Raw genomic sequence first — 24,946 nt, 5'->3', positions numbered from 1 at the left:
TCCAGCGGAAAAACCTCAATTAATGCATTAGGATGAAGTCAATAAGTGCTCGCGCCAAGAAACAACCCGAAACAAAAAAGGGGCGCCGAACCTAATACTTTGGGAGGTAAAGGAAACATGACGAACCTTGCAAAGCTTTAAAAAGACCATATTGCGAATAAAATTAAAGATGTAGCCAGAATCGAAACGTTTATACAGATTAATAATGCCCTTAAACCATGTTTAACGAGCATCAAATCATTCCGATACATTTACCAGAGGGTGAAATCCTATGCGAATCCTTGTGATAGAGGACGAGCTGAAGACTGCTGAGTACTTACATCAAGGCCTGACTGAAAGTGGCTATATTGTAGACTGCGCATCGACCGGGGCTGATGGACTCCATCTAGCACGTCAGCAAGCTTATGATCTGGTAATACTAGACGTAAATCTACCTGAAATTGACGGTTGGGACGTTCTTGAAAATATTCGGCAGACTAGTAGCACTCGGGTAATGATGCTGACTGCAAGAGGGCGTCTGGCAGACAAAATCAAAGGATTGGATTTGGGAGCCGATGATTACCTGGTCAAGCCATTTGAATTCCCTGAGTTGCTTGCAAGAGTACGCACTTTAATGCGTCGCAGCGAACATATTCCAGTTCCGGAGGTATTAAAAGTCGCTGACCTTGAACTTGATCAAGGCAGACATCGCGCATTCCGCGGAAAGCAACGCATAGATCTGACGACAAAGGAGTTCGCGCTGCTTCATCTGTTGATGCGTCAATCAGGAGAGGTGTTATCTCGCACTCAAATTATCTCTTTAGTGTGGGATATGAACTTTGACTGCGACACAAACGTTGTCGAAGTTTCGATACGAAGATTGAGAGCAAAAATAGATGATCCATTTGAAACAAAATTAATACATACCCTTCGTGGCGTAGGCTATGTATTGGAGGCGAGGAAATGAAACCGGTCAGCCTATCGATGCGGCTGGGGTTGACAGTTAGCATTATGGGAGCGGTACTAGTAGTGCTTTTAGCGATACTAGCTTTTTTAGCGCTTACTCACGAACTTGATTCGCGCGCAAAAAATAGCTTAGAGAAGAAGATGAGTCAGATTGAGCACAGTCTACTGATGGATATTAGTACCCGCGACATGAGTTTAAAACCACACGTGCTATTAGATCAAGTGCTGGGACACGACAATCTTAACCTGACCATCTTTGATGATGACAACATGAGTGAACCTCTGCTGAGTTTTGGAGCAGATATACCTGAAGTATCTACGAATCAAGCCGGAACAGCCGCCAGTAATAAGCTGTCGTACTATTCCCCAGCCGAAGAGTCCGGAATCCACATCCTCACCGCCTCTAAGCTCATGAAATTAAAGGATGGTGGGTTCGTATCGGTCCTACTGTCTATTGATCGCTCGAATGATGAAACGCTATTGAGCGCCTACCTGAGTTCGACCATTGTAGCGGTTCCACTGTTGCTGATTCTGATTGGTATCAGCGCCTGGGCTATTGTGCAACGTGGCTTATCCCCCCTTCGGGAATTCCGGAAAGTTGCAGCAATGGTGTCGGCCCAGGATTTAAGTCATCGACTCTCAGTTGTCAAGATGCCCCAAGAACTCAGTGAGCTTGCTCACGGTATAAACTTCATGCTGCATCGTCTTGACGGCGGAGTTCAACAACTATCGCAATTCTCTGATGACTTGGCGCATGAGCTGCGGTCACCGATTACGAACCTTATGGGGAAAGCTCAGGTAACACTTTCTCGAGAACGCCCGGCAAAAGAGTACAAGGCTGTTTTAGAGTCATGCACCGAGGAACTAGGACGAGTCACCAGAATTGTTTCAGACATGCTTTTCTTGGCCCAAGTTAGTCATCCGGCCGCACTCGTGCCGTTTGAAAGCATTTTACTAGAGGATGAAGCCCTAAAAGTCATCGACCTTTTTTCGCTATCGGCTGAGGAAAAGAGCGTTGGTATAACTGTCAGCGGATGGGGTAAAGTTTTAGGTGATCGGCTCATGATTCAACGGGCTATTTCCAATCTTTTATCAAATGCCATTCGTCACTGCCCAGCAGGGCAGTCCATTGCTATAGCGATTGAAACGCAATCTGAAAAAGTCTCCCTATCAATAAGCAATCCTGGGGTAGGAATTGAGCACCAGCACTTGTTTCACATTTTCGATCGCTTCTATCGTGTGGATAACAGTCGCTCACGAGCTGAAGGTGGTACTGGATTAGGGTTGGCCATTGTCCGATCCATCATGAGCCTGCACCAGGGAATGGCAGAGGTCCAAAGTATGCCGGGCCATCTGACAGTTTTTCAACTTACATTTCCAAAATATAATGCACAAAGCAACTTAAAAGCCCAAAAACAAAAGTAGTGATTTTAGTAAAGCCGTAACTAAAATCACGATAAACAATAGTCCAAAAACGCGAATCCGAAAATGCATAGAGCATAGATAGCGCGGGGTACTTAAAAATCGCAAAGCGAGATCAACTCCCCTTGGTACATCCTGCCAGTCTCCCCAAAAAATGCGTGCAGCATTAAATTGACTATCTGCGCCGTAACACTTCGAAACGATTCCCCATAGATATCAGCCGAGCGGAGCTTGGCTTCTGGCTGAAATAAATGTACGGGAGTCGCGCATTAACATGCCTGCGACATATAGTCGCAAATACTTTTATCGTAAAATGTCCTCCTCCTGTTGACCCTGTAGCAGCTTCAGGCTTGATACTGATCACTTGAGCAATGCGCGGTTTTGAGATTTTTATGATCGAATAGTTCTACATCATTTCTTAGTCGGGCACTTAAATAAACTTCGAAATTTTATTATTCAATTCATATTACATAGGGCGGCACTACCATGCGAATGCTTGTAGTTGAGGATGAGCTTAAAACTGCCGAATACCTGCATCAGGGTTTGACTGAAAGCGGCTATATAGTAGACCGCGCGGCGAATGGTACGGATGGACTTCACCTTGCGCGTCAACAAACCTACGACTTGGTAATACTTGACGTCGATCTACCACAACTTGATGGCTGGGGTGTGCTCGAGCGACTGCGCCAAAGCAGTAACACCCGGGTCATAATGCTAACCGCTCGCGGGCGCCTGGCGGACAAGATCCGCGGCCTGGACCTGGGTGCCGATGACTATCTGGTCAAGCCATTCGAATTTCCGGAACTGTTGGCCCGGGTACGAACTTTAATGCGTCGCAGCGAACAAGTTTCCGTCCCTGAGGTCTTGAAAGTCGCCGATCTGGAACTCGACCAGGGCCGCCATAGGGCCTTCCGGGGCGAGCAGCGTATCGACCTGACGACCAAGGAATTTGCTTTGCTGCACCTTTTGATGCGCCAGTCGGGTGAGGTGCTTTCCCGCACTCAGATCATTTCATTGGTCTGGGACATGAACTTCGACTGCGACACCAATGTGGTCGAGGTTTCAATCCGCCGCCTGAGGGCCAAGATTGATGATCCTTTTGACAAGAAGCTAATCCATACCCTGCGCGGCGTTGGCTATGTACTGGAGGCCCGGGAATGAAGTCGGCAAGCCTGTCGATGCGGCTGGGTTTGGCGGTGAGTATCATGGGCGCATTGTTGGTGTTATTTCTGGCGGTTCTTGCGTTCCTCGCGCTAACGCATGAGTTAGATAAACTGTCAAAAGACAACTTGAGCGAGAAAATGCGGCAAATCGAGCACAGTCTTTCGCTGTATGAAAAACCTGTCGACATCAACATTAAACCGCACGTTTTGCTGGATCAGGTGATGGGGCATGACCACCTCAACCTTACCATTTATGACCTGATAAATATGAGGACGCCGCTCTTGAAGTCAGGCTTTGGCTTGACGGACCCCAGGGTGGAGTTGAAGGCGGCAGGGGCTGCCACCGACAAGGTGTCGTACTCCCGAAGCACCGATGATCAGGGCCGGCACTTCCTGACTGCATCCAGACTGATCCGCTTGCCGAACGGTACGAATGTCGCCGTATTGCTGTCGCTTGATTGCGCCAACGATGAAGCGCTGCTCAGCACATATCTAAGCTCGACGATCATGGCCTTGCCGTTGCTGCTGCTACTTATCGGCCTCAGTGCCTGGGCAGTGGTAAAACGGGGGCTCGCGCCGCTGCGGGAGTTTCGCAAGGTGGCCGCCATGATCTCTGCTCAGGACCTCAGCCATCGACTCTCGGTGGTCAAGATGCCGCAGGAGCTCAGCGAACTGGCCCATGGCATCAACTTCATGCTGCACCGACTAGACAGCGATGTTCAGCAGTTGTCGCAGTTCTCCGATGACTTGGCCCACGAACTACGAGCACCCATTTCCAACCTGATGGGCAAAGCCCAGGTGACGTTGTCCCGGGAGAGGCCGGCCGAGGAGTACAAAGCGGTTTTGGAGTCCTCCACCGAAGAGCTTGGGCGCGTAGCCCGGATTGTCTCGGACATGCTTTTCCTGGCACAGGTCAGTCATCCCGCTGCGCTGGTCCCGTTTGAGACCATTGCTCTGGAGGATGAAGCCTTGAAGGTCATCAATCTGTTTTCACTGTCGGCGGAAGATAAACAGATCAGCGTGAGCGTTACTGGCAGGGGGTCGACCATTGGTGATCGGTTGATGATTCAGCGGGCAATTTCCAACCTGATGTCCAATGCAATCCGCCATTGCCCAGTAGGCCAAGCCATCACAATCACCATCGAAGTCCATGCCACAGAAGTCTCGCTACATGTAGCCAACCGAGGCGCAGGTATTGAACCTCAACACCTACCGCACTTATTCGATCGCTTTTATCGAGTTGACACTCATCATTCGCGCGCTGGAGGAAGTACCGGGCTTGGTTTAGCCATTGTGAAATCAATCATGAGTTTGCATCAGGGAGTCGCAGAAGTTAATAGCCGCCCGGGTAAGATCACGACCTTCAAGCTGGGTTTTCCAAACATCCATGGACACACCAACTGGTGATACCAACCATTGAAAAAACAGCCCTTATTCACGTCATTCGTTCATTCGTGCGTGTTACGACACACACCAATAATTTGGTATTCAATAGTGTGAAGCTTTCCAGCTGAGTCCTCATAGGTCATTCGAAAAGGTACAATGTTGCAAGAGCGAATTGGTGGGGTCATACTCACCACTTTTGCGATATCAAACTTCATTCTATAGTGATATTTCTGAATTTCCGGAGCGGTCTTGCCTTTTTGCGCAGCGTAGGCGGCCATTGCTTTCTGATTTGCTTCCATGGCGTTGACAACGTTGCGATCACCACGGCTTTCAGCGAATTCTATCGAAGGCAATGATTGCGTCAGTGCAACAATACTTAGTTTTAACAGACTCATAGCAGAGTCTCTTTGAAGTAGTTACAAAGCTGTTAAACTTAAGTACGTTAACGAGGTAAATCTTTATTAATTGTCTAATGAGAATTACTTATTTGTAATTTCCAACCGTTATCCTCACAAGCTCAGTGAAGTAACATAATCAGCCAAGCACAGTGCTTCCCCACCCCGAAGACGATTTTCGTAATCTAATAGAACTGTGATTTTAGAGTGGCATTTGTGTGTTCTGTTTATAAAGTTGTTGCCGATTATTTCACATAACTTCAAAATTCGAGGGATTAAGAGGGCTCATTGATCACGCTTTTCGAGAACATATCCAACACCGCGCAAGGTATGGATTAGCTTGTTGTTGAAAGGATCATCAATCTTGGCCCGAAGCCTTCTCATCGACACTTCAACAACATTGGTGTCGCAATCAGCACTCCGCCCCCAGACAGAGGACATGATTTGCGTGCGCGACAGCGCCGTACCAGTCTGGCGCATCAAGAGGTATAGCAGGGCGAACTCCTTGGTGGTCAGCTCAATCCGCTGCTCGCCTCGGAAGGTCCGGTGTCTACCAAGATCGAGTTCCAGGTCCCCGACACACAGCACGTCGGGCAATGCCGACAATACAGCGCGACGCATCAGAGTGCGTACTCGGGCCAGCAGCTCTGGAAACTCAATTGGTTTGACCATGTAATCGTCCGCGCCTAGGTCGAAACCCTTGATTTTTTCCTCCAGACTACCTTTAACGGTAAGTATCATGATGGGCGAAATAGTGACCTTGCGAATACTTACAAGTAGGCCCCAATCGTCACGTTGCGGTAGGTTTGCGTCAAGCACTACAAGATCATAAGCCTGTTGGCAGACCAAGCGTAAGCCATCGATTCCGCTGGCGACGCAATCAACGATAAATCCGCTTTCGGTCAGCCCCTGGTGCAAATAATGGGCAGTTTTCGGCTCGTCTTCTATTATCAAAATACGCATTTTTCATAAAGTCTCGACACTAAATAATAAATCATCCTTACACACGTATAGAAAATTTTATTTACCGATAAACTTCAACATATTTGCGTTGTACGATTTTAGTCAGTAAGGAGCTATTGCGCGCTGTTGTGGCTCCGTTATGTTATCGACGTCAAATATACAAATATACAAATATACAAATATACAAATATACAAACCTACACACTAAGTAGATCTTAGACTAATTGTCCGCGGCAGAGGGGGGATAACAAATTTGTAATTCTTCTGTCACCCTTCTGATAACTGTTCAGCAGTACATTGAGCCTGCAAAAAATCTATGCGTCATAGGATCCTGCGGTCGTGTCGACTTCTGATCGAATTCAGCCGGCAGAAATCGATCAGAAGTCTTTTAGACCATCAAATATTTATGAGTTAACAAAGAAACTGCGCACTTTGGGGGCGTAAATCTCGTTATGCCATCTCGCATTAGAAAAATGTTGTGGGCGGCTGGCCCACCGTCTCGTGTTTCGTCGTTGATGACGGCGTTGCTTCGGGCAACCCACGCCGAGGCTGTGACCAAACCTCAAATAGCATTGACCAATAACCCAAGCCTCGCAGATGCACAGTGGGAAATCCAAACTGCCCAAGCCGGGCAGCAACAGACTGATTTGATCCCCAATCCAGTACTAATAATAGATGCCCAAGCCTTCCGCGAAAATTCGAACACTACCAACGTTAAGCTCCGCCGGACACCGAAAAGGTGCCGCAAAAGTCACGCATGGATTGAGGTCGCATCTAAGAGTAAAGGCATAGTGGCGCTGGAGTCTAAACACTGCCGTAATGACTTGCGCCCCGATGATCGAAGTTTTTTACGGCGTCATGCTTGCACAGCAAGGTCTGATTTCAGCTCAGAGTTCGCACTGTCTGGCGGAACGATGACCAGCATCCGGAAGCGGTTGAACCTGGTGGGCGCTTCAACGCCGATTTTGTTTTTCGGCCGCAAACTAAAAAGCATTTCGTCGGAGGCTAGCCGCACCTATCAGTCTCGTGATATGCACAACGTCGCCGAACCGCGCCTGCGGTACGAAATCCATCTTGCTGTAGACAAGCGCTCGATGGCCCACAGAGAAAAGAAGTTCTTCAGTCAAGTGATCCTTCCCGCCGCACGAAGCGGCAAGGACTCCAACACTAATTTCTTTGAAATATCCAACCGCAAGTTTACGGGTGTTCTGGGCCCTCCGCGCACCCGTATCCAATACCTCGCTTCAGCACAACTACTGGCGTTCAAGGACGAATCGAGCGGATCTACAGCCACGTCACTTACTTGGGGTGCTACCTCATGAAAAAGATTTTCATCAGCGTGGGGTGTCTGGCGGTTTGGCTAGTCGCAGATCGCCAACTAGCTGACGAGAACGTTCAGGGTCACTGGTGCATCCACGAGTTGCACCGCGCTATTGGCGATTTTTTCTTACCTAAAATGTAGTGACACTCCAGTGGCAGTTCGCGCCTGGATACGTCGAGATTTTCCGGAGTACCCATGAATAACAAAGTACCAATTCGCAGTTGGGAAATCACACTCGGCAGCAATCAGTTAATTCTTGCAGTTTCGACTTGGCTTCTATTGTTTAGTAACTGGCCATTTTGGCGTGCTGTCTGGCAAGGCGTGGGAGGCCTACAAGACGGAAACACCATATTCGTGCTTAGCCTGCCTTGGTTCGTGTTGATTTGGCTCTACGTATTACTCAGCGTGATGGCTTGGGGACGATTGATAAAACCTGTGCTAGCTATCGTGTTGCTGGTTGCGGCAGCAACGAGTTACTTTATGAATAGCTATGGCATAGTAATTGATTACAGCATGCTAACGAATGTGATGCAGACGGACAGCTCCGAAGCCACGGAGCTGTTGAACTCGGATCTACTGCTGTGGATGCTGGGCTTTGGTGTTATGCCGGTGCTGGTTATCACTCGAGTCCGTTTGATTCAAAGATCGTGGTCCCGCGCACTTGCTCATCGATTCATGGGGGTGGCGGTAGCGCTCACCTGCTTGGCGATCGTCGTATTTACGCTTTATCAATCCTATGCATCGCTGATGCGTAATCATCGCGAACTCAGGTTGATGTTGGTTCCGTCGAATGTGGTTTCGGCAATTTATGGGTACACGCGTCGCCAGCTAGCAGTTCCCGCCGAATTAAAAACCATTGGTGCTGATGCCCGCCGTGAAGAAGCTACTGCTGGTGTACGCAAACCACGGCTAACGGTACTGATGGTGGGTGAAACCGCCAGGTCCGCGAATTTCTCCCTCAATGGCTATTCCCGGGATACCAATCCGGAATTGGCCAGTCGTGGTGTCTTAAGTTTTACCAATGTCAGCTCATGTGGAACAGCTACGGTCGTTTCCTTACCCTGCATGTTTCTGGATGTGGGTAAAGAAGGCTACAAAGACGGTATGGCGTTGCGCAGAGAAGGACTATTAGACGTGTTGCAGCGGGCCGGCGTATCGGTCCTGTGGAGAGACAATAATTCGGGTTGCAAAGGCATTTGCGACCGAGTACCAAATGAAAAATTGAACAATCAGAAATCGACGGGATTATGTAGAGCTGACGAGTGTTACGACGAAGTCTTATTGCAAGATTTACAAGCCTACTTGGATCAACAGCAGCGGGATTCAATCGTGGTGCTACACATGAAAGGCAGTCACGGCCCATCCTATTCCAAGCGCTATCCACCGGCGTTCGAACGATTCGGTCCCGTTTGCGATAATAATCAACTTGAACGTTGTACGCGCGAAAGCATTGTCAGTGCCTATGATAACAGCCTCGGTTATACGGACTATGTACTTGGGCAAACGATCGACCTGCTAAAGCGTAACGCTGAGCGTTTTGATACGGCGATGCTTTATGTCTCTGATCACGGTGAGTCCCTCGGCGAGAATGGGCTTTACTTGCACGGACTTCCTTATGCCATGGCTCCCAGCGAGCAGACTAGTATCCCCATGGTAATCTGGATCTCCAAAAACATGCAGTCGCGTCAAACCCTCGACTCCCAATGTTTGAAGGATCAGCGAGACGTATCACTGTCCCATGACAACTTATTCCATTCTATATTGGGGTTGATGGGTATTCAAACTACAGCATATCGCCCAGAGCTTGATCTGTTCAGTACCTGCCAGTCCAAAGCGTCAACACCGTTAAAGCTCGCGCAGACATTTGAGCGTCAATCAATGAAAACACCGAAATAAGTGGAGCTGCGAGAAAGATCTAAAATGACCCTATAGTATGAGCATACTTTGATTAGAAGCCATGCAACTAAATACTAATCGTTGCATGGCGCCACTTCTAACTCTTCCTAAAAATCGGCATCCGGGTGAGCTTTTTTTAAGACTATTTAGTCAGCCACATCAAGCATCAAAAAAGCTGCAAAATTCTGCCGAGCTATTTTCTCAATACATTCACCCTGCACGTATAGATAAAATGTATAATTCAGGTGTTTAATTACAGTTTGGTTCGTTAGTGAATGTGCGTGAAACATCGACCGCGCCCAAGACCCCCAAAGTTTTGCGACCAATCAATACGGGGTAGTTCATGTCGCCTCGATCCTTCAGTGAAAACTCTTCCTTATAAATTTTATCACCTATGCACATCGTCATCATGACTACTGGACGATGTTCAGCGCCACCGGCGCCTCGAACCTTTACATTTCTTTCGACGCGTCGCTCGAAGAGTGCGTTACTCACCTTCTTAGTTTTTGTGTCTTTTACTTTAACGTTGAAACGAACCCATTCCTCTCCATTTTTACGGAATCGTTCTAAGTCTTTCGCATCCATCGAGGATGTAAGAGCCCCTGTATCTAACTTTACTTTCACAGCAATATTTTCTGGTAAAAGTATTCCTTCCTCAATCCACCCGTATACCCTTTCTGGATTAGCAGGTGTTGAAAAAGCTGGCTGCGCAACAAAAGCCAAAAACAAAGCCAGCCCAGAATAACTTAAAATATTTCTGACCATTTTAATCGACCCTTTTGATCTGTATCACGACGTATAAACGTTCATCCAGCTTAAATAAATACCACGACTCAGTTAGTGGACCATACCCTCATGATCGTCAGCCAGTTGATCGTGAAAATCAGATCCTTCCATTTGGACGGTAGTATGGCTGATGTGGAACTTATCACTCATAAGGCTGGTTACTTCAGCCAAGATAGCTTGCTCGCTGCGGGAAGCCGAGTCAGCGACAAGATGGACGCTCATAACACTTTTACCACTGGTCAAAGCCCAGATATGCAAATCGTGGATATTCTTGACCCCCTCAATGCCATAAAGCGTTGCCTCTACCTTCTCAATATCGATGCCCTCTGGAACCCCTTGCAGCAATATGTTCATGCTTTCCTTGAGCAATGACCAAGTCCTGGGCAGCACCCAGAACCCGATGCCAGCCGCGACAAGTGAATCAACCCAAGTCCAGCCGGTGAAACGGATCAAAAGAGCTGCGATGATGACGCCAATAGACCCCACCATATCGCTCCAGACCTCTAAATAAGCGCCCTTCACATTGAGGCTTTCCCCACTGGCAGCACTCAGTAGGCGCATTGAAACAAGGTTGACGATGAGCCCGAACACCGCAATGACCAACATGCCAGTCGACTGGATTTCCGCCGGGACTTTAAGTCGCAGATACGCTTCATAAACGATGTACATAGCGACTAAAAACAGCAAGACCGCATTGAAGGTGGCTGCAAGTATTTCAAATCGTGCGTACCCGAAGGTCCGCTTCCTATCCGCAGAGCGTTTGGCTATATGAATAGCGACCAAGGATATCGCCAAAGCCGCAACGTCCGTCAGCATGTGGGCCGCGTCGGATAATAAGGCCAGGCTGCCGGTGACAAAAGCTCCAATGACCTCCGCGACCATAAAGCTTGTCGTCAGGGTGAGTGCGATCCACAGCAACTTTTCGTGACCGGCGCGTACTTGGCCGTGACTGTGTCCTGAACTCATAACCTTTTCCTCAAACGCCGCTCGCTGAAACTCCAACCACCCAGGTAGCACCCTTGCTACGAGTCGATTGCAGGATATAAAGACCAGCTAATACCCAAAACCGTTCCATCTCATGAAACACCCTATTTCAGAATTGGTGCTGGTTCGAGGTATATCCCGATCAAAGCGCGAAATCGCAGCCTTAATCGAACATCTCCTGCAAAAATGATTTTTTGCGGTACGACTGTTGCCCCTGATGCCCACTCTGGTTTTGATGTCCACCATGACTTTGATGGCCGCTTTGATGGCCGCTCTGATGACTGCTCTGATGACTGCTCTGGTGGCCACCTTCTCTCCAACCGCCACCGTGACTTCCTCGCTGATCTCCATGAGCTTGGCTATCTCCATGCTGGCTGTAACCGGGTTGTACTGCTGGAGGAGCATTCTGTACTGCTGGAGGAGCATTCTGTACGGGTGGAATTGGGTTCTGTGGAAGAAACCTAACGGCCTCCTGTTGTTGGCTGCGCTCGATGATCTTGTCGAGTTCACCTCGGTCGAGCCAAACGCCACGGCATTGAGGGCAATAATCAATTTCGATGCTTTGGCGCTCAGTCATTACGAGGGCAGTATCTTTGCAGATCGGACATTGCATGATTTGATTTCCTTGTGTGGGCATGTAATTGAACACGAAGTCGCAGCTTTCGTATCACCGACGCAGTAGCCGCAGTCCGTTGAATACGACCAGCAGGCTCGCTCCCATATCGGCGAAAACAGCCATCCACAACGTAGCGTGGCCGGACAATGCAAGCGCCAAAAATACAACTTTGATACCCAAGGCCAGTCCGATGTTTTGCTTCAAAACAGAGGCACATCGACGACTCAGGCTAATAAAATCAGCAATCTTGCGTGGGTCGTCATCCATGATGGCGACATCAGCCGTTTCAAGGGCTGTGGCAGTCCCTGCGGCCCCCATCGCAAAACCAATGTCGGCTTGCGCCAATGCTGGAGCATCGTTCACACCATCGCCCACCATGCCAACAGTACCAAAGCGGCGTTTGAGTTCAGCGACGGCGGCTTGTTTATCCTCCGGCATGAGGTTTCCGCGTGCATCCTGTATGCCGAGCTGAGCGGCGATGGACTTGGCGGTTGCAGGGTTGTCACCCGTGAGCATCACCGGTACGACATTCAACGCTTTCAGAGCAGTTACGGCAGCAAAGCTTTCAGGCCTTACGGTGTCAGCCACAGCAAAAATCGCTACTGGACCGCTGGCCGCGCAGAGCACGATTACAGTTTTTCCTGCGTTTTCCAGTAGCGACAATCGGGCCTCAAGGGCCGGCGAGCATACGCCCAACTCTTCAACCAAGCGGTGGTTACCCAGGTGCCACGATTGACCGTCGATATTGCCTTTGACGCCACGACCGTTGAGTACGCCGAAGTCCTCAACCGGCAGAGTCGCCGCATCCGGTTGCTGTAATTTCCATCCGCTGACCAAGGCCTTCGCCACTGGGTGTGTACTGTGTTCGTCGAGGCTAGCTGCGATCTGCAAAGCCATCTCGATGGGCAGATCACCAAACGGCTCGTTATCGGTCAGTACCGGCTTGCCTTGGGTCAAGGTGCCGGTCTTGTCGAGCGCCACAACCTTAAGTAGTCGGCCGCTTTCAAGGTATGCACCGCCTTTAATCAAAATGCCATGCTTGGCAGCCGCGGCTAGCCCACTGACGACGGTAATTGGCGTTGAAACCACCAAGGCACATGGGCAGGCGATCACTAACAGGACCAGGGCCTGATAAAGCCAATCGCCCCAGGTTCCACCGATCAGTACAGGGCCCAAGACAGCGACCAAGAGGGCAAGAACCACTACAGCCGGGGTGTAATAACGTGCAAACTCATCTACAAATCGCTGAGTAGGGGCTCGTTGAGACTGCGCGTCTTGTATGGCTGCCGCGATACGAGCAAGAGTACTTTCTCCTGCTACGGCCGTCACAGTCGCTTCAACCACGCCGTCGGTAACGATACTGCCAGCGTAAAGTGGGTCCCCGACCTGCTTATCAACAGGTAGGCTTTCGCCGGTAATTGGAGCTTGGTCCAGTGCGGCGCGACCTGAGTCTATGCGGGCATCCAAGGGTACTCGCGAACCCGTGCGAACCCGAATACGACTACCAAGTAATACACTCGCCACCGGATGGTCTTTCCAGCCGCCATCAGTCATGACTTCAGCGGTTTCTGGCGCCAACGCGGTCAGCGACTTGATCGCGTTCCGCGCGCGCTCCAGAGAAAGTGCTTCGATAGCCTCAGCAACGGCGAAAAGGAAAACCACCATCGCGGCTTCGGGCCATTTACCGATGATGAGAGCACCAACGACAGCCAACGACATCAGAAAATAGATGTTCAGAGTGAGGTTCTTAACTGCAATCCAACCCTTTTTGAGGGTGGGCAAACCAGCGCTCAGAATGGAAAGAGCCGCAAGCACCATAACCGGCCAAGAACCTTCTTGTCCGGTTGTCCACGCGATGACTTCAGCGGCGATAGCAGCCAGGCCACTGATGGCCAGCAATCCTTTTAGTTTTGCGCTCAGGGCCGGGGGAACCGCCGATGGCGCGGCACCGGCTTCGATCAGGCTCGGCCCCATGTCCAACGCGACTAATGCGGTGACGATTGGCTGCGGATCATCCAAGCGGTGATGCACGGTCAACTCACGATTCAGGAGGTTGAAGTCGAGCCGAACAATTCCGGCCATCGGCTCCAGTCGGTTGCGGATCAAGCGCTCCTCTGTAGGGCAATCCATTTTATCGATGCGGTAGCGAACTCTACTGGTCCCTTTCGGGGCAGGGCTACTCTTAGTAATCGCAACACCATCAGTAGCTTGCGTGCCATGAGCACAGCACGCATTGGCATGATCGTGAGCATGCTCATGCTCATGCTCATGCTCATGCTCATGGTCGTGACCATGTTCTTTGTGATGCTTGGGTTCAGCAGCATTAACAGACCCATGTTGATGGTCAGATCCGCAACACTCTTCTTTCTTCTGTACGTGAAGACGGAGGACCGGCTTGAGCTTGTTTTCCTGGTTCATGGTGCTTCTACCGCTTGGGATAATTTCACCATTCAACAGCCTGTACCTACTACAGGGTCAAGCGTCCAATGAAGTTATTTGAAGCTGCTTTCGTGTGCGGATAGCTTGGTCCTCCATGGACATCACCTAATCCTCGGAAGGCAGAAGAGGGTTCAAAAACTTGATTTGAGGTCTCCTATTCGCCTATTTTTGGCTGCAATCTGTCCACAAACTCAGGTAAAAGATGAGATGTGGCCAGATAAAAATTGACTCAGATTTATAAACCAGCTCCGGTGTTATCACCTGACTTAGGCCTCTCGGCAGGCCGTTTATGCCCTGCATCCAATTGTAAGGGCCATTTGCACCGTCTACACTCCAGTCCATGAAACGCTATCTGCGGTTTTGCATCGTCTTCATGATTAGCTTGGCGCTTCCCCTCAGCGGGATGGCGGGCGTTCAGGCACCGACAGAACCGTGCCCAATGAAGACGATGGGCATGGCGATAATGGACGACATGGGGATGGACTGCTGCAACTATATGAAAAGCCCTTCCGAGCACGGCAAACCTTGTAAGCCGGGCCAGGAATGCAAGACAGGCGGCATGCTGCAAGTCTCGATCCTCAAGCCTCCTGTAACCGTATTCAGCCCCGTAGTGCTTTACTTCTTCAGCGATTCCCTACCCGTACAGACCCCGTCCGGGGTATGGCGACCGCCTCGCGTTTGATTCCTGTCCCACATTGAGCCTCATTCCGCGTTAGCGGGATGGACTAGCTGCGCGCATGTCTTTTGACGCGTGCAGTGGATGATCACAGGAATCGTAAACATGAACTCCAAGTGCTATTGCACAGGCTGGTCCCTCGTGGCCGGTCTGGCGGCAAGCGTACTGGCATTGCCGAGCTTCGCTGCCGCATTGACACTCGATGAAGCGTTGCGGCTGGCCGAAAACAATGCACCGTCGCTGACCGCACAAGACGCCAAAATTCAAGCTGCCAGCAGCGCGGCTATTCCAGCCGGTGAACTACCTGACCCCAGGCTACTGTTGGGTGTGCAGAACTACCCCATTGGCGGTCCGGATCGCTGGAGCATCGATCAGGACTTCATGACCATGCAAGTGGTCGGGGTCAGGCAAGAAATGCCCAACAGCGACAAGCGCAAAGCGCGCATAGAAGTGGCCGATGCGGCCATTGATCGCGCCGCTGCGGAGCGTCGAGTCGAACGTCTGAAAGTACGCCAGTCCACGGCGTTGGCCTGGATCAATAGCTACTCGGTTGAGCGCAAAGATGCGCTGTTCCAGGACTTCTACAAAGAAAACCGCCTGTTGACCGATACCGTCAGGGCCCAGATTGCCGGTGGCCGCGCTCAACCCGCCGATGCGGTGACGCCTAAGCAAGAAGCGGCTCAACTGGCGGAGCAACAGGACGATCTGATTCTCCAGAGAGCGCAGGCCCGAGCAGCCCTCAAACGCTGGATTGGCTCCGCCGCCAACGACAAGCCTGTGGGCAGCTTGCCGCATTGGCCCGTCGATACCTCCGGCTACGCCCATAAACTGCAACACCACCCCGAGTTGGCAGCGTTTGCGCCGATGACCCGCGAAGCGCAAGCCAAGGTTCGTGAAGCCGTGTCGGAGAAGCAGTCGGACTGGAGCTGGGAGCTGGATTATCAGCGTCGCGGCCGTGAGTTTGGCGATATGGTCAGCGTGCAATTTTCCTGGGAGCTGCCGCTGTTTCCTGACTCGCGCCAAAACCCCAAAATCGCAGCCAAACAGGCTGAACTCAGTCAGCTTGAGGCCGAGCGCGAAGCTCTGTCACGCGAGCACACTCAGCAACTAGAGAGCGAACTGGCCGACTATGAGCGCCTGAATCGTGCCGTGCGCCGAAACCAGGAAAGCCTGTTGCCGCTGGCCAAGGAAAAGGTCGAACTCAGCATGGCCAGTTATCGCTCGGGCAAAGGCGATTTAAACGCCGTTGTTGCTGCCCGACGTGAACTCATCGAGGCCCGCCTCAAACAGATCGACGTGGAAGAGCAGCGAGCGCTGACCAGTGCGCGGTTGTATTTTGCTTATGGGGAGTCCAGCCAATGAGCCTTAAAAAAGGGAACGGGGCATTGCTGGTTGGCATCTCGCTGGCCTTAGGTGTTGCCGGTGGTTACTGGTTGGCGCATCAGCGTATGAGTGGACTACCAAATACCACACAAGAGCAGAGCCTCAATTCACCGGGCGAACGCAAAGCACTTTATTGGTACGACCCCATGTACCCGCAACAAAAGTTCGATAAGCCGGGTAAGTCTCCCTTCATGGACATGCAACTGGTCCCGCAGTACACCAGCAGCGCAGGGGACCGAGCGACCGTCAGTATCGATCCAAGTCTGACCCAAAATCTCGGCCTGCGTTTTGCGACAGTCAGCCGTGCGATCTTTGATTCCAGCCTCGACGTGACAGGTGTGTTGGGATTCAACGAACGTGATGTCGCTGTGATTCAGGCGCGCACCCCTGGCTTTGTGGAGCGGGTCTATGCCCATGCTCCCGGCGATGTACTCAAAGCCAACGCGGCGCTGGCGGATGTTCTGGTGCCTGAGTGGGCCGCTGCCCAGACAGAGTTCCTTGCCCTGAAACGCAACGGGGATGCTGCCCTGTTGGATGCGGCCCGACAACGACTGCGGCTCACAGGGATGCCAGCAGCACTGATTACCGATGTAGAGCGTGGCGGTAAGGTTCAGCCCTACCTGACGCTGACCAGCCCCATTGCCGGTGTACTGCAAGAATTGAACGTACGTGCGGGAATGACCGTGGCGACTGGCGATACTCTGGCACGCGTCAATGGCTTGAGCAGTGTCTGGCTAGCCGTGGCCGTTCCAGAATCGGATGCCGGATCAATCACCGTGGGGCAGGCGGTCGAAGCGCGCCTGCCAGCTTTCCCAGGGACAATACTCAACGGCAGGGTCAGCGCGATTTTGCCCGAGACCAATCCGGACAGCCGCACTCTTCGCGTACGTGTCGAGTTACCCAATCCGGACGGACGCCTCAGACCGGGTTTGACAGCGCAGGTACACCTGAATCGTTCGACCGAGCAAAGTGTGTTGTGGGTGCCGAGCGAAGCGGTGATTCGCACGGGCCGACGTGCCTTGGTGATGCTCGCCGCAGACGCCGGCCGCTACCGTCCCGTGGCGGTGCAACTCGGGCAGGAAAGCGATGGCAAGACGGCGATATTGAAAGGTCTGGAAGAAGGCCAGAAAGTGGTTACCTCTGGCCAGTTCCTGCTCGACTCGGAGGCCAGTCTTAAGGGCATCGTTGCAAGCTCGGAGGAAGAGTCACCACCCAGCGCAGCAGCCTCCAGCTTTCATGAAGCGGATGGGCAGATCGTTGAGATCAACGACAAAGAAGTCACGCTCGCCCATGGTCCTTTCAAAACGCTGGGTATGCCTGGCATGACGATGACGTTCCCACTCGCCAACCCGGCGCTGATGCAGGGCTTCAAAACGGGTGACAAGGTTCGGGTTGCGGTGAGTCAGACCGACGATGGCCTGCGTGTTGAGCGCCTGGAAAAATCGGGGAGCCAGCCATGATCGCTGCCCTGATTCGTTGGTCAGTGGCCAACCGATTCCTGGTGCTACTGGCGACGCTGTTTGTCACGGCGTGGGGCATTTGGTCGGTGCAGAGCACGCCCATCGATGCACTGCCAGATCTCTCGGATGTTCAGGTGATCATCCGCACCCCTTTTCCGGGACAAGCGCCGCAGATTGTCGAGAACCAGGTGACCTATCCGTTGGCCACCACCATGCTCTCGGTGCCGGGTGCCAAGACGGTGCGTGGCTATTCCTTCTTCGGTGACAGCTTCGTTTACGTGCTGTTCGAAGACGGCACTGACTTGTACTGGGCGCGCTCGCGGGTGTTGGAGTATCTGAGCCAAATACAAAGTCGGTTGCCGGCCAGCGCCAAGCCGGCGTTGGGACCGGATGCGACGGGGGTGGGCTGGATCTATCAGTACGCACTGGTGGATCGCAGTGGAGGACACGATCTGGCGCAGCTACGCGCACTTCAGGACTGGTTCCTCAAGTTCGAACTCAAGACCCTGCCCAACGTTGCAGAAGTAGCCACCGTGGGTGGCATGGTCAAGCAGTACCAGGTCCAGCTTGATCCGCTCAAACTGGCCAGCCTCGGTATTACTCAGGCTGAGGTGACCGAAGCCATCGGCAAGGCCAACCAGGAAACCGGTGGCGCGGTGCTGGAGATGGCAGAGACCGAGTTCATCGTGCGTGCTTCCGGCTACCTGAAGACGCTCAATGACTTTCGGGCGATCCCGCTCAAGCTGGCTTCGGGAGGAGTGCCAGTAACCCTTGGCGATGTCGCCACGATCCAGTTGGGACCGGAAATGCGGCGTGGCATTACTGAACTCGACGGCGAAGGCGAGACCGTCGGCGGCGTGGTGATTTTGCGCAGCGGCAAGAATGCTCGCGAGACCATTGCCGCGGTCAAGACCAAACTCGACGAACTGAAAAGCAGTCTGCCGGCCGGGGTGGATATCGTCACCACCTACGACCGCAGTAAGCTGATCGACCGCGCCGTGGAAAACCTCAGCCACAAGCTCATCGAAGAGTTCATCGTTGTCGCGTTGGTGTGTGGGATCTTCCTCTGGCACCTGCGCTCATCTCTGGTGGCGATCATTTCGCTGCCGGTGGGGGTGCTGATTGCCTTCATCGTCATGCGCTACCAGGGCATCAACGCCAACATCATGTCCTTGGGCGGGATAGCCATCGCCATCGGCGCCATGGTCGATGCCGCCGTGGTGATGATCGAGAACGCCCACAAGAAGATCGAGGCATGGCACGCGGCCAATCCGGGGGAAGAACTGAAGGGTGAACGTCATTGGCATGTAATGACCGAAGCGGCGGCAGAGGTAGGCCCGGCGCTGTTCTTCTGTTTGTTGATCATCACTCTGTCTTTCATTCCGGTGTTCACCCTGGAAGCTCAGGAAGGACGGCTGTTCGGTCCTTTGGCTTTCACCAAGACCTACGCCATGGCCGCAGCGGCGGGATTGTCAGTGACCTTGGTGCCGGTGCTGATGGGCTACTGGATTCGTGGACGAATTCCCAGTGAACATCAGAACCCGTTGAACCGGTGGTTGATTCGGATCTATCAGCCAGCCCTGGACGCAGTCTTGCGTCGACCAAAGATCACGCTGCTGGTGGCACTATTGGTTTTTGTCAGTGCGCTATGGCCAATGTCTCGCTTGGGTGGCGAGTTTCTCCCCCCGTTGGACGAGGGCGACCTGCTCTATATGCCTTCAGCTCTGCCGGGATTGTCAGCGCAGAAAGCGGCACAACTGCTGCAACAGACTGACCGTCTGATCAAGACCGTGCCTGAAGTCGAACACGTCTTCGGTAAGGCGGGGCGCGCTGAAACCGCCACCGACCCCGCACCGCTGGAGATGTTCGAAACCACGATCCAGTTCAAGCCGCACGAGCAATGGCGTCCAGGCATGACCCAGGAAAAGTTGGTGGAAGAACTGGATCGAGTGGTACGAGTCCCTGGGCTGACGAATATCTGGATACCACCGATTCGTAACCGTATCGACATGCTGGCTACGGGGATCAAGAGTCCCATCGGAGTGAAAGTTGCCGGCACCAACCTGACGGAGATCGATGCCGCGACTCAGGCGGTTGAGCGAGTGGCCAAGGACGTGCCCGGCGTCAGTTCGGCTCTGGCCGAGCGTCTGACCGGTGGTCGCTATATCGATGTGGATATCGACCGCAAAGCCGCCGCCCGCTACGGGCTGAATATCGCCGATGTGCAGTCCATCGTGGCCGGCGCTATCGGCGGTGAAAATGTCGGTGAGACCATTGAAGGGCTCGCACGCTTCCCGATCAACGTGCGTTACCCACGGGAGTGGCGTGACTCGCTCGGTGCCTTGGAGCAATTGCCGATCTATACCCCGCTAGGTAGCCAGATCACCCTCGGCACAGTGGCGAAGGTCAAAGTCACGGACGGTCCACCGATGCTCAAGAGCGAGAATGCACGACCCTCCGGTTGGGTGTACATCGATGTGCGGGGGAGGGACATTGCGTCGGTGGTCGCTGATCTACGACGGGTCGTCAATGAGCAGGTCAAGTTGCAGCCCGGCATGAGCCTGAGCTACTCAGGGCAGTTCGAGTTTCTCGAAAGGGCCAACGCACGACTCAAACTGGTGGTGCCTGCCACGCTGTTGATCATCTTCGTGCTGCTCTACCTGACTTTTGCCCGCTTCGATGAGGCCTTGCTGATCATGGCCACTCTGCCATTCGCTCTCACGGGCGGGGCATGGTTCCTCTATCTGTTGGGGTTCAACCTGTCAGTCGCCACCGGGGTCGGCTTTATCGCCTTGGCCGGTGTTTCCGCCGAGTTTGGCGTGATCATGTTGCTCTACCTGAAGAACGCCTGGGCCGAACGTGAAGACCTCGGCGACAGCACTGAGCTCGGTCTGGTTGCGGCGATTCGTGAAGGCGCCGTGCAGCGTGTTCGACCCAAGGCCATGACCGTGGCCGTCATCATTGCCGGCTTGTTACCCATCTTGCTGGGCAGCGGGACCGGCAGCGAGGTGATGAGCCGCATTGCCGCGCCCATGGTAGGCGGCATGGTCACGGCACCCTTGCTTTCCCTGTTTGTCATTCCGGCAGCCTATCGCCTGATGCGTCGCCGGCACCTCTCCGTTGAAACCGTCAAACCTGAAGGAAGTGTCGTATGAAACTGACCCTGATTGCAGTTGCCAGCACCGTAGTAGCGTTGTCTTTTTCTGCCCTGGCAGAGGACATGCCGGGTATGAAGATGGACGGTATGGAGAGCAAGCAGATGACTGAGGAAACAAAGCAGGCTCCAGTCGCGAATGCCGATGGAACGATCAAGGCTATCGATACTGTGAAGCATACGGTGACTATCTCTCACGGCGCTGTGCCTGCCGTGCGATGGCCGCCGATGACCATGGTCTTTTCCGTAACGCAAGATAAGTTGACAGGGCTGACGGCCGGAGACCGTGTATCTTTTTCCTTCCTGATAGAGGGTGGTAGAGCTACGATTGTGTCCATTCAAAAGTGAAACAGCGGTGGTGAAAGTGGCCGGCGCGCTTGTCGAGCCGACCATTATCACTAAATCTGCAGGTCAGAAAAATGTACGCCTCGTTTTGAGTCGCGAGCAGTCGAGATGCGACGAAGTTGAGGCCGGTCTCTGTTGGGCTTCTTTTCCTTCCCTTTGGCGAATATCTTTCTGACCAGACCAATGGCTGCCGTTGACCCATTTCCGTCCGATGTGGTGCTCGAACGTGAAACAGCGGGCGTGTAGTCGAGCTTTTAGCTGACATCTTTGCCGATGCGCCGGAGAGTGCAGCCGCTCGTCGCAATAACCGGCAGGAATGGCCTCTATGCACGGTTATCCAGTGACTGGATCTGCTCTGCGCGCGAGCATAATGATGCGTCTTCTCTAATTACGAAATGAGAACCGGACGATCATGAGTGGGAGCGAGCGCTGGATAGTCAAATGCCAGGATACTGAGGATGGTAGCGGTGATGTCATCGTTGATTTACCCCCAGAACTGCTTGCCAAAATGGGAGTAGGTGTGGGGGACGATCTGACGATTACGGTAGCGGACGGCGCAATAGTGCTGAAGCCTACGCATGGAACAACATCAGTGCAGCCCGTGTTTGCTGGAGTCCTGCTTGATGAAGCTTATCATGCCTACCGCATCCGGCTGGAGGCGTCTCTTAATATCCCCTCAAACGCCTCTGACCAGGACATTCACGACATTATCGTAGCTGGCTTCTCGGCCAGCCTGATCCAGTCGCTTTGCGACGTTGGAACTATAAGTCCGGAAGAACGCGACAGAATTATTCCACTCAAAATGCTCAAAACAAAATTGGTCAGCAATCAGCTTTTAACGGTGGATGAGAGTGATCGCCTGTTCCGCTTTGCACATATTACCGCCATGGCCGATGTGATCTTCGGGGACGCAGAGAAGGCCAAACAATGGCTTTCCAAACCGAAATCCCGGTTTTCGGGTAAAAGTCCAACAGCGATGCTCACTACAACTCACGGCACACATCGGGTCGAACAAATGCTGATTGAGGTAAATGAGGGCATGTCATTTCGATCTAACCGCAGCTAAGTAGAACCATCACAATTGGGTACGCGCCCCCAAGGGCATTTTTGTCAAAATATTCATTCAGCTGGCATGCTCCGTTAAGCCGTTTACCCCTGAGTTCACTGAGCCGGTGGTGTCACATTATTTTGTTCGGCTGCAATCTCGACTTTAAAAAGGCTCCCGCGGGTAGTGTCAAACTATGTTGTTATAAACTCATCCCGTCATTCGGATATCGTTATGCGTTGTGTCAATCTATGTTGTAAAAATGGCATCGCGGCAGGTTCCGTAAACGACTGATTTTATTGGTTTCCGTGTGTCAAACTATGATGTTGGTCACCAGCAGGGATCGTTTAGCCGCCTGGTAGACGCTGATTTCGATGCTGCCAATGCAGCATTAGGCGAGGCTCTCAAGGGCCACAAGTTTCCTAATGATGCCTACAACGTCATTAACTGCCGTGTAGGGGCTATCGGAAGCACCGCGCCCAATGCGTACAACACGTATGCCACAAGCTACCTCAAGGGTTTGCAAGCCAAACAGGAAGTCATGCATGGGCAGGTCGGCTACTTCGATGTCACGGTAAATGATTGCACGATCAGCAAATCCATCGACACTGGCAACCGCTTCTCTACAGTGAAGCCAGATCCGGATGCACGCTTCCTCACTGTGAATGCAACCTTCAAGAACACCGATAACGAAGGACGGCTACCACTGGAAGGCAGCTTGTTCATCAGCAAGGACGGTAAGGATTTCAAATTCGACACTACGGAATCCATCATGAGCGAAGGCTACGGAATCCGTTTACGTTCACTGAATCCTCTCATCAAGCTCAACACGAAGATCGTCTACAAGGTGCCTAACGAGCTTTCTGGAGAGGTGTATTGGAAGCCGGGTAGAAACGCACAAGACAAGAAACTCTGGTGCACTTATCTACCGTCAGCCTGATTTATGCGGTTTGGAGTGACTAAGGCTGACATTCACGGTGCTGCTCGCAAATGTGGTCGAGCCATCAACTCTGAAATTGTCATCCGGCTGCTTTTGGCCGCTGGCTCTGTTCAGACTACGGGTGAGATCAATCCGCATACGGCTTCAGGACAGATTGAGGTTGATATCGCTTGAGCCAAGCAATTGAAGCCATGCTGAGCGCCGGCGTGCTCGACCTGAGCAAGGCGGCAGTTGAGCTTCGAGCGGCCAAGGTTGAATACGAGCGGTTGGTTCACCTCAAGAGCCTCGAAATGAACACCAGTGCGGCATTAGCCGCAAGTTAAGGGAAAGGTCCCGCAATCACCGTTTGAAGTAATCACCAAGCAGGCCCAGTGGTTTTGAACAATAAAGATTGACACAAAACAATAAAGTTTGACACTGATGAACATAGATTGACACAAGGCTCAACCCCCCGTATCTACAGGGGTTTTCCTTTCCAGGCTTTCCCTTTGGTCTGGATTCATCGCTTCAACTTTCAGCGGGTGTAGTCTGGAAAATGTTTTGAATACGGCCGCTTTGGCAGTCGTGTCCTTCTACGACTTTTTCTCGACGCGAGGTGAAGCGGTCCGCATCGACTGAGGAGGCGTGGGTTGCGAGGTCGTAAGTTTGCATCACAGCAGGACATTGAACGGCACATTGCAAATGGATTTGGCGAAGGCGCCGGGGCAAGCTACGTGCCTTGGCTGCGGGTACAAGATGTCCCGTCGATAGGTCGTTCGCACAAGATTCAAGGTGTGAAGATCGAGAGAATTCATCACCTACTGTCAGATCTCGAGCGTTCGTACTTCCTTGTGTGTGAATTTTCTGAAGACGTCGTGGATATCCGAGAGCAATACCCTTTACTACCCACAGAGCGTGCGCAAGCGATAGCGTCGGCGATAGCTGTACGCTATCCAAGATACCCTAGAACAACACTGCCTTATGTGATGACAACAGACTTCCTGTTAACTGTTAAAGACCCGAGCGGAAACTTCAAATCGGTAGCTAGGACGGTGAAGTATCGTTCCGATTTAATTGGCAACAGAAGTAAAAGAACGCTTGAGAAACTTGAGATTGAAAAGCGCTTTTGGGAAAGCCAAGGTGTTGATTGGAAAATCGTAACAGACGAGTTTTTTACACGAGATTTGATAAAAAATATTGGACTAATCAGGAGATACTCGAAGCTCTCTCGTGATTTAATGAAACTGCCGTTGCATTCGAATTTTATTGAGTGCCTAGTGAACAGCCGGGAATATTCGTGGACCTTGGCCACCTGTCTAAGAAAAATAGCATCCCTTCTGTCAATTTCCTATATAGACGCTCAAGCAATTTTCTTTCATCTGGTTTGGACCAAGATACTGAAAATAGATTTGGTTAACACTCCTCTCCATCTTACTGGTCTAGTTCCTGACTTCGAAGTTTCCGCGAGCCCTGTCCAAGTATCGTTGAAGGAGAAAATGTCATGACTGTTCTCGTTAATGGGGTTTGGGGAGCAATGGAACCGAAAACCAACGTAAGCACGAATTAGAGTTCGCTTTACTCGTATGTGACTGTTGATTGGAGAACTCTGATTGTCGAAACGAGTTTATCGAACCGCTTTTCGGATGTT

At 52.0% G+C, this 24,946-nt stretch carries 21 protein-coding genes; 15 read left to right on the top strand and 6 right to left on the bottom strand.

The genetic code is table 11. The annotated features are described in order from the left end of the window. Window positions 1–271: 271 nt before the first annotated feature. From BLV61_RS30385 to BLV61_RS30370, 4 genes are all read left to right on the top strand, one after another. Window positions 272–946 (top strand): heavy metal response regulator transcription factor, encoded by a 675-nt coding sequence (locus BLV61_RS30385; protein WP_045061360.1) that lies wholly within the window; start codon window positions 272–274, stop codon window positions 944–946. Next, complete coding sequence (locus BLV61_RS30380) at window positions 943–2,370, top strand: heavy metal sensor histidine kinase (protein ID WP_090470204.1); 1,428 nt, start codon at window positions 943–945, stop codon at window positions 2,368–2,370. Before BLV61_RS30385 ends, BLV61_RS30380 begins: the two co-directional genes overlap by 4 nt. Window positions 2,371–2,853: 483 nt before the next feature. Continuing rightward, on the top strand, window positions 2,854–3,528 hold the full coding sequence (locus tag BLV61_RS30375; RefSeq protein WP_090470200.1) for a heavy metal response regulator transcription factor: 675 nt from the start codon (window positions 2,854–2,856) through the stop codon (window positions 3,526–3,528). Next, window positions 3,525–4,937, top strand: coding sequence for a heavy metal sensor histidine kinase (locus tag BLV61_RS30370; RefSeq protein ID WP_090470197.1), 1,413 nt, complete (start codon window positions 3,525–3,527; stop codon window positions 4,935–4,937). Before BLV61_RS30375 ends, BLV61_RS30370 begins: the two co-directional genes overlap by 4 nt. 41 nt (window positions 4,938–4,978) lie before the next feature. Here BLV61_RS30370 and BLV61_RS30365 read toward each other — a convergent pair whose 3' ends face one another. Together BLV61_RS30365 and BLV61_RS30360 are read right to left on the bottom strand one after the other, a co-directional pair. Continuing rightward, the gene (locus BLV61_RS30365; protein ID WP_045061364.1) at window positions 4,979–5,311 is read right to left on the bottom strand and encodes a DUF2790 domain-containing protein; all 333 of its coding nucleotides are present in this window, start codon (window positions 5,309–5,311) and stop codon (window positions 4,979–4,981) included. Window positions 5,312–5,596: 285 nt separating this feature from the next. Continuing rightward, on the bottom strand, window positions 5,597–6,274 hold the full coding sequence (locus tag BLV61_RS30360) for a heavy metal response regulator transcription factor (protein ID WP_090470194.1): 678 nt from the start codon (window positions 6,272–6,274) through the stop codon (window positions 5,597–5,599). A gap of 515 nt (window positions 6,275–6,789) precedes the next feature. Between BLV61_RS30360 and BLV61_RS31225 the strand changes: the two genes are divergently transcribed. Both BLV61_RS31225 and BLV61_RS30350 read left to right on the top strand, forming a co-directional pair. Next, window positions 6,790–7,596 carry a hypothetical protein gene (locus BLV61_RS31225; protein WP_139213673.1) on the top strand — a complete coding sequence of 269 codons (807 nt, stop codon included), beginning with the start codon at window positions 6,790–6,792 and terminating at the stop codon, window positions 7,594–7,596. Between the two features lie 194 nt (window positions 7,597–7,790). Continuing rightward, window positions 7,791–9,491 (top strand): phosphoethanolamine transferase, encoded by a 1,701-nt coding sequence (locus BLV61_RS30350; protein WP_090470187.1) that lies wholly within the window; start codon window positions 7,791–7,793, stop codon window positions 9,489–9,491. Between the two features lie 249 nt (window positions 9,492–9,740). On the opposite strand, the gene rloA3 is transcribed toward BLV61_RS30350, so the two are convergent. The 4 genes from rloA3 to BLV61_RS30330 all read right to left on the bottom strand — a co-directional run bounded on the left by rloA3 (window position 9,741) and on the right by BLV61_RS30330 (window position 14,295). After that, complete coding sequence (gene rloA3, locus BLV61_RS30345) at window positions 9,741–10,256, bottom strand: retropepsin-like aspartic peptidase RloA3 (protein ID WP_090470184.1); 516 nt, start codon at window positions 10,254–10,256, stop codon at window positions 9,741–9,743. Window positions 10,257–10,328: 72 nt separating this feature from the next. Then, window positions 10,329–11,243: a cation diffusion facilitator family transporter gene (locus BLV61_RS30340; protein WP_045058199.1), complete on the bottom strand. Its 915-nt coding sequence runs from the start codon at window positions 11,241–11,243 to the stop codon at window positions 10,329–10,331. Window positions 11,244–11,424: 181 nt separating this feature from the next. Beyond that, entirely contained in the window at window positions 11,425–11,838 is a 414-nt protein-coding gene (locus BLV61_RS31980) for a TFIIB-type zinc ribbon-containing protein (protein WP_341865098.1), read from the bottom strand. Between the two features lie 90 nt (window positions 11,839–11,928). Beyond that, window positions 11,929–14,295, bottom strand: a complete 2,367-nt coding sequence (locus BLV61_RS30330) for a heavy metal translocating P-type ATPase (RefSeq protein WP_425272132.1) — start codon at window positions 14,293–14,295, stop codon at window positions 11,929–11,931. A gap of 361 nt (window positions 14,296–14,656) precedes the next feature. Between BLV61_RS30330 and BLV61_RS31775 the strand changes: the two genes are divergently transcribed. The 9 genes from BLV61_RS31775 to BLV61_RS30285 all read left to right on the top strand — a co-directional run bounded on the left by BLV61_RS31775 (window position 14,657) and on the right by BLV61_RS30285 (window position 24,803). After that, window positions 14,657–14,998 (top strand): hypothetical protein, encoded by a 342-nt coding sequence (locus BLV61_RS31775; protein ID WP_090470171.1) that lies wholly within the window; start codon window positions 14,657–14,659, stop codon window positions 14,996–14,998. Between the two features lie 99 nt (window positions 14,999–15,097). Then, window positions 15,098–16,354 carry a TolC family protein gene (locus BLV61_RS30315; protein WP_090470168.1) on the top strand — a complete coding sequence of 419 codons (1,257 nt, stop codon included), beginning with the start codon at window positions 15,098–15,100 and terminating at the stop codon, window positions 16,352–16,354. Further along, the gene (locus tag BLV61_RS30310) at window positions 16,351–17,835 is read left to right on the top strand and encodes an efflux RND transporter periplasmic adaptor subunit (RefSeq protein WP_045058204.1); all 1,485 of its coding nucleotides are present in this window, start codon (window positions 16,351–16,353) and stop codon (window positions 17,833–17,835) included. Before BLV61_RS30315 ends, BLV61_RS30310 begins: the two co-directional genes overlap by 4 nt. Continuing rightward, window positions 17,832–20,990: an efflux RND transporter permease subunit gene (locus BLV61_RS30305; RefSeq protein ID WP_090470165.1), complete on the top strand. Its 3,159-nt coding sequence runs from the start codon at window positions 17,832–17,834 to the stop codon at window positions 20,988–20,990. Before BLV61_RS30310 ends, BLV61_RS30305 begins: the two co-directional genes overlap by 4 nt. Continuing rightward, a complete protein-coding gene (locus BLV61_RS30300; RefSeq protein ID WP_045058206.1) occupies window positions 20,987–21,337 on the top strand; it encodes a copper-binding protein in 351 nt (116 codons plus the stop codon). The genes BLV61_RS30305 and BLV61_RS30300 overlap by 4 nt, the downstream gene beginning before the upstream one ends. 409 nt (window positions 21,338–21,746) lie before the next feature. Continuing rightward, window positions 21,747–22,400 (top strand): antitoxin Xre/MbcA/ParS toxin-binding domain-containing protein, encoded by a 654-nt coding sequence (locus tag BLV61_RS30295; RefSeq protein WP_082069125.1) that lies wholly within the window; start codon window positions 21,747–21,749, stop codon window positions 22,398–22,400. Between the two features lie 289 nt (window positions 22,401–22,689). After that, the gene (locus tag BLV61_RS30290; RefSeq protein WP_090470162.1) at window positions 22,690–23,319 is read left to right on the top strand and encodes a DUF4352 domain-containing protein; all 630 of its coding nucleotides are present in this window, start codon (window positions 22,690–22,692) and stop codon (window positions 23,317–23,319) included. A gap of 170 nt (window positions 23,320–23,489) precedes the next feature. Continuing rightward, window positions 23,490–23,642 carry a hypothetical protein gene (locus BLV61_RS31395; protein ID WP_167361854.1) on the top strand — a complete coding sequence of 51 codons (153 nt, stop codon included), beginning with the start codon at window positions 23,490–23,492 and terminating at the stop codon, window positions 23,640–23,642. Between the two features lie 306 nt (window positions 23,643–23,948). Continuing rightward, window positions 23,949–24,803 carry a TnsA endonuclease N-terminal domain-containing protein gene (locus BLV61_RS30285; protein WP_010567715.1) on the top strand — a complete coding sequence of 285 codons (855 nt, stop codon included), beginning with the start codon at window positions 23,949–23,951 and terminating at the stop codon, window positions 24,801–24,803. Window positions 24,804–24,946 lie beyond the last annotated feature (143 nt).

Source organism: Pseudomonas mohnii, assembly GCF_900105115.1.
Lineage (GTDB): Bacteria > Pseudomonadota > Gammaproteobacteria > Pseudomonadales > Pseudomonadaceae > Aquipseudomonas > Aquipseudomonas mohnii.
The sequence above is the reverse complement of the archived record's forward strand: the minus strand, read 5'-3'. Positions and strand labels throughout refer to the sequence as shown.

What these genes read in the sequence shown, in the direction of transcription:
- BLV61_RS30385 (WP_045061360.1), top strand. Translation starts at nt 272, where the DNA reads ATGCGAATCCTTGTGATAGAGGACGAGCTGAAGACTGCTGAGTACTTA.
- BLV61_RS30380 (WP_090470204.1), top strand. Translation starts at nt 943, where the DNA reads ATGAAACCGGTCAGCCTATCGATGCGGCTGGGGTTGACAGTTAGCATT.
- BLV61_RS30375 (WP_090470200.1), top strand. Translation starts at nt 2,854, where the DNA reads ATGCGAATGCTTGTAGTTGAGGATGAGCTTAAAACTGCCGAATACCTG.
- BLV61_RS30370 (WP_090470197.1), top strand. Translation starts at nt 3,525, where the DNA reads ATGAAGTCGGCAAGCCTGTCGATGCGGCTGGGTTTGGCGGTGAGTATC.
- BLV61_RS30365 (WP_045061364.1), bottom strand. Translation starts at nt 5,311, where the DNA reads ATGAGTCTGTTAAAACTAAGTATTGTTGCACTGACGCAATCATTGCCT.
- BLV61_RS30360 (WP_090470194.1), bottom strand. Translation starts at nt 6,274, where the DNA reads ATGCGTATTTTGATAATAGAAGACGAGCCGAAAACTGCCCATTATTTG.
- BLV61_RS31225 (WP_139213673.1), top strand. Translation starts at nt 6,790, where the DNA reads ATGACGGCGTTGCTTCGGGCAACCCACGCCGAGGCTGTGACCAAACCT.
- BLV61_RS30350 (WP_090470187.1), top strand. Translation starts at nt 7,791, where the DNA reads ATGAATAACAAAGTACCAATTCGCAGTTGGGAAATCACACTCGGCAGC.
- rloA3 (WP_090470184.1), bottom strand. Translation starts at nt 10,256, where the DNA reads ATGGTCAGAAATATTTTAAGTTATTCTGGGCTGGCTTTGTTTTTGGCT.
- BLV61_RS30340 (WP_045058199.1), bottom strand. Translation starts at nt 11,243, where the DNA reads ATGAGTTCAGGACACAGTCACGGCCAAGTACGCGCCGGTCACGAAAAG.
- BLV61_RS31980 (WP_341865098.1), bottom strand. Translation starts at nt 11,838, where the DNA reads ATGACTGAGCGCCAAAGCATCGAAATTGATTATTGCCCTCAATGCCGT.
- BLV61_RS30330 (WP_425272132.1), bottom strand. Translation starts at nt 14,295, where the DNA reads ATGAACCAGGAAAACAAGCTCAAGCCGGTCCTCCGTCTTCACGTACAG.
- BLV61_RS31775 (WP_090470171.1), top strand. Translation starts at nt 14,657, where the DNA reads ATGAAACGCTATCTGCGGTTTTGCATCGTCTTCATGATTAGCTTGGCG.
- BLV61_RS30315 (WP_090470168.1), top strand. Translation starts at nt 15,098, where the DNA reads ATGAACTCCAAGTGCTATTGCACAGGCTGGTCCCTCGTGGCCGGTCTG.
- BLV61_RS30310 (WP_045058204.1), top strand. Translation starts at nt 16,351, where the DNA reads ATGAGCCTTAAAAAAGGGAACGGGGCATTGCTGGTTGGCATCTCGCTG.
- BLV61_RS30305 (WP_090470165.1), top strand. Translation starts at nt 17,832, where the DNA reads ATGATCGCTGCCCTGATTCGTTGGTCAGTGGCCAACCGATTCCTGGTG.
- BLV61_RS30300 (WP_045058206.1), top strand. Translation starts at nt 20,987, where the DNA reads ATGAAACTGACCCTGATTGCAGTTGCCAGCACCGTAGTAGCGTTGTCT.
- BLV61_RS30295 (WP_082069125.1), top strand. Translation starts at nt 21,747, where the DNA reads ATGAGTGGGAGCGAGCGCTGGATAGTCAAATGCCAGGATACTGAGGAT.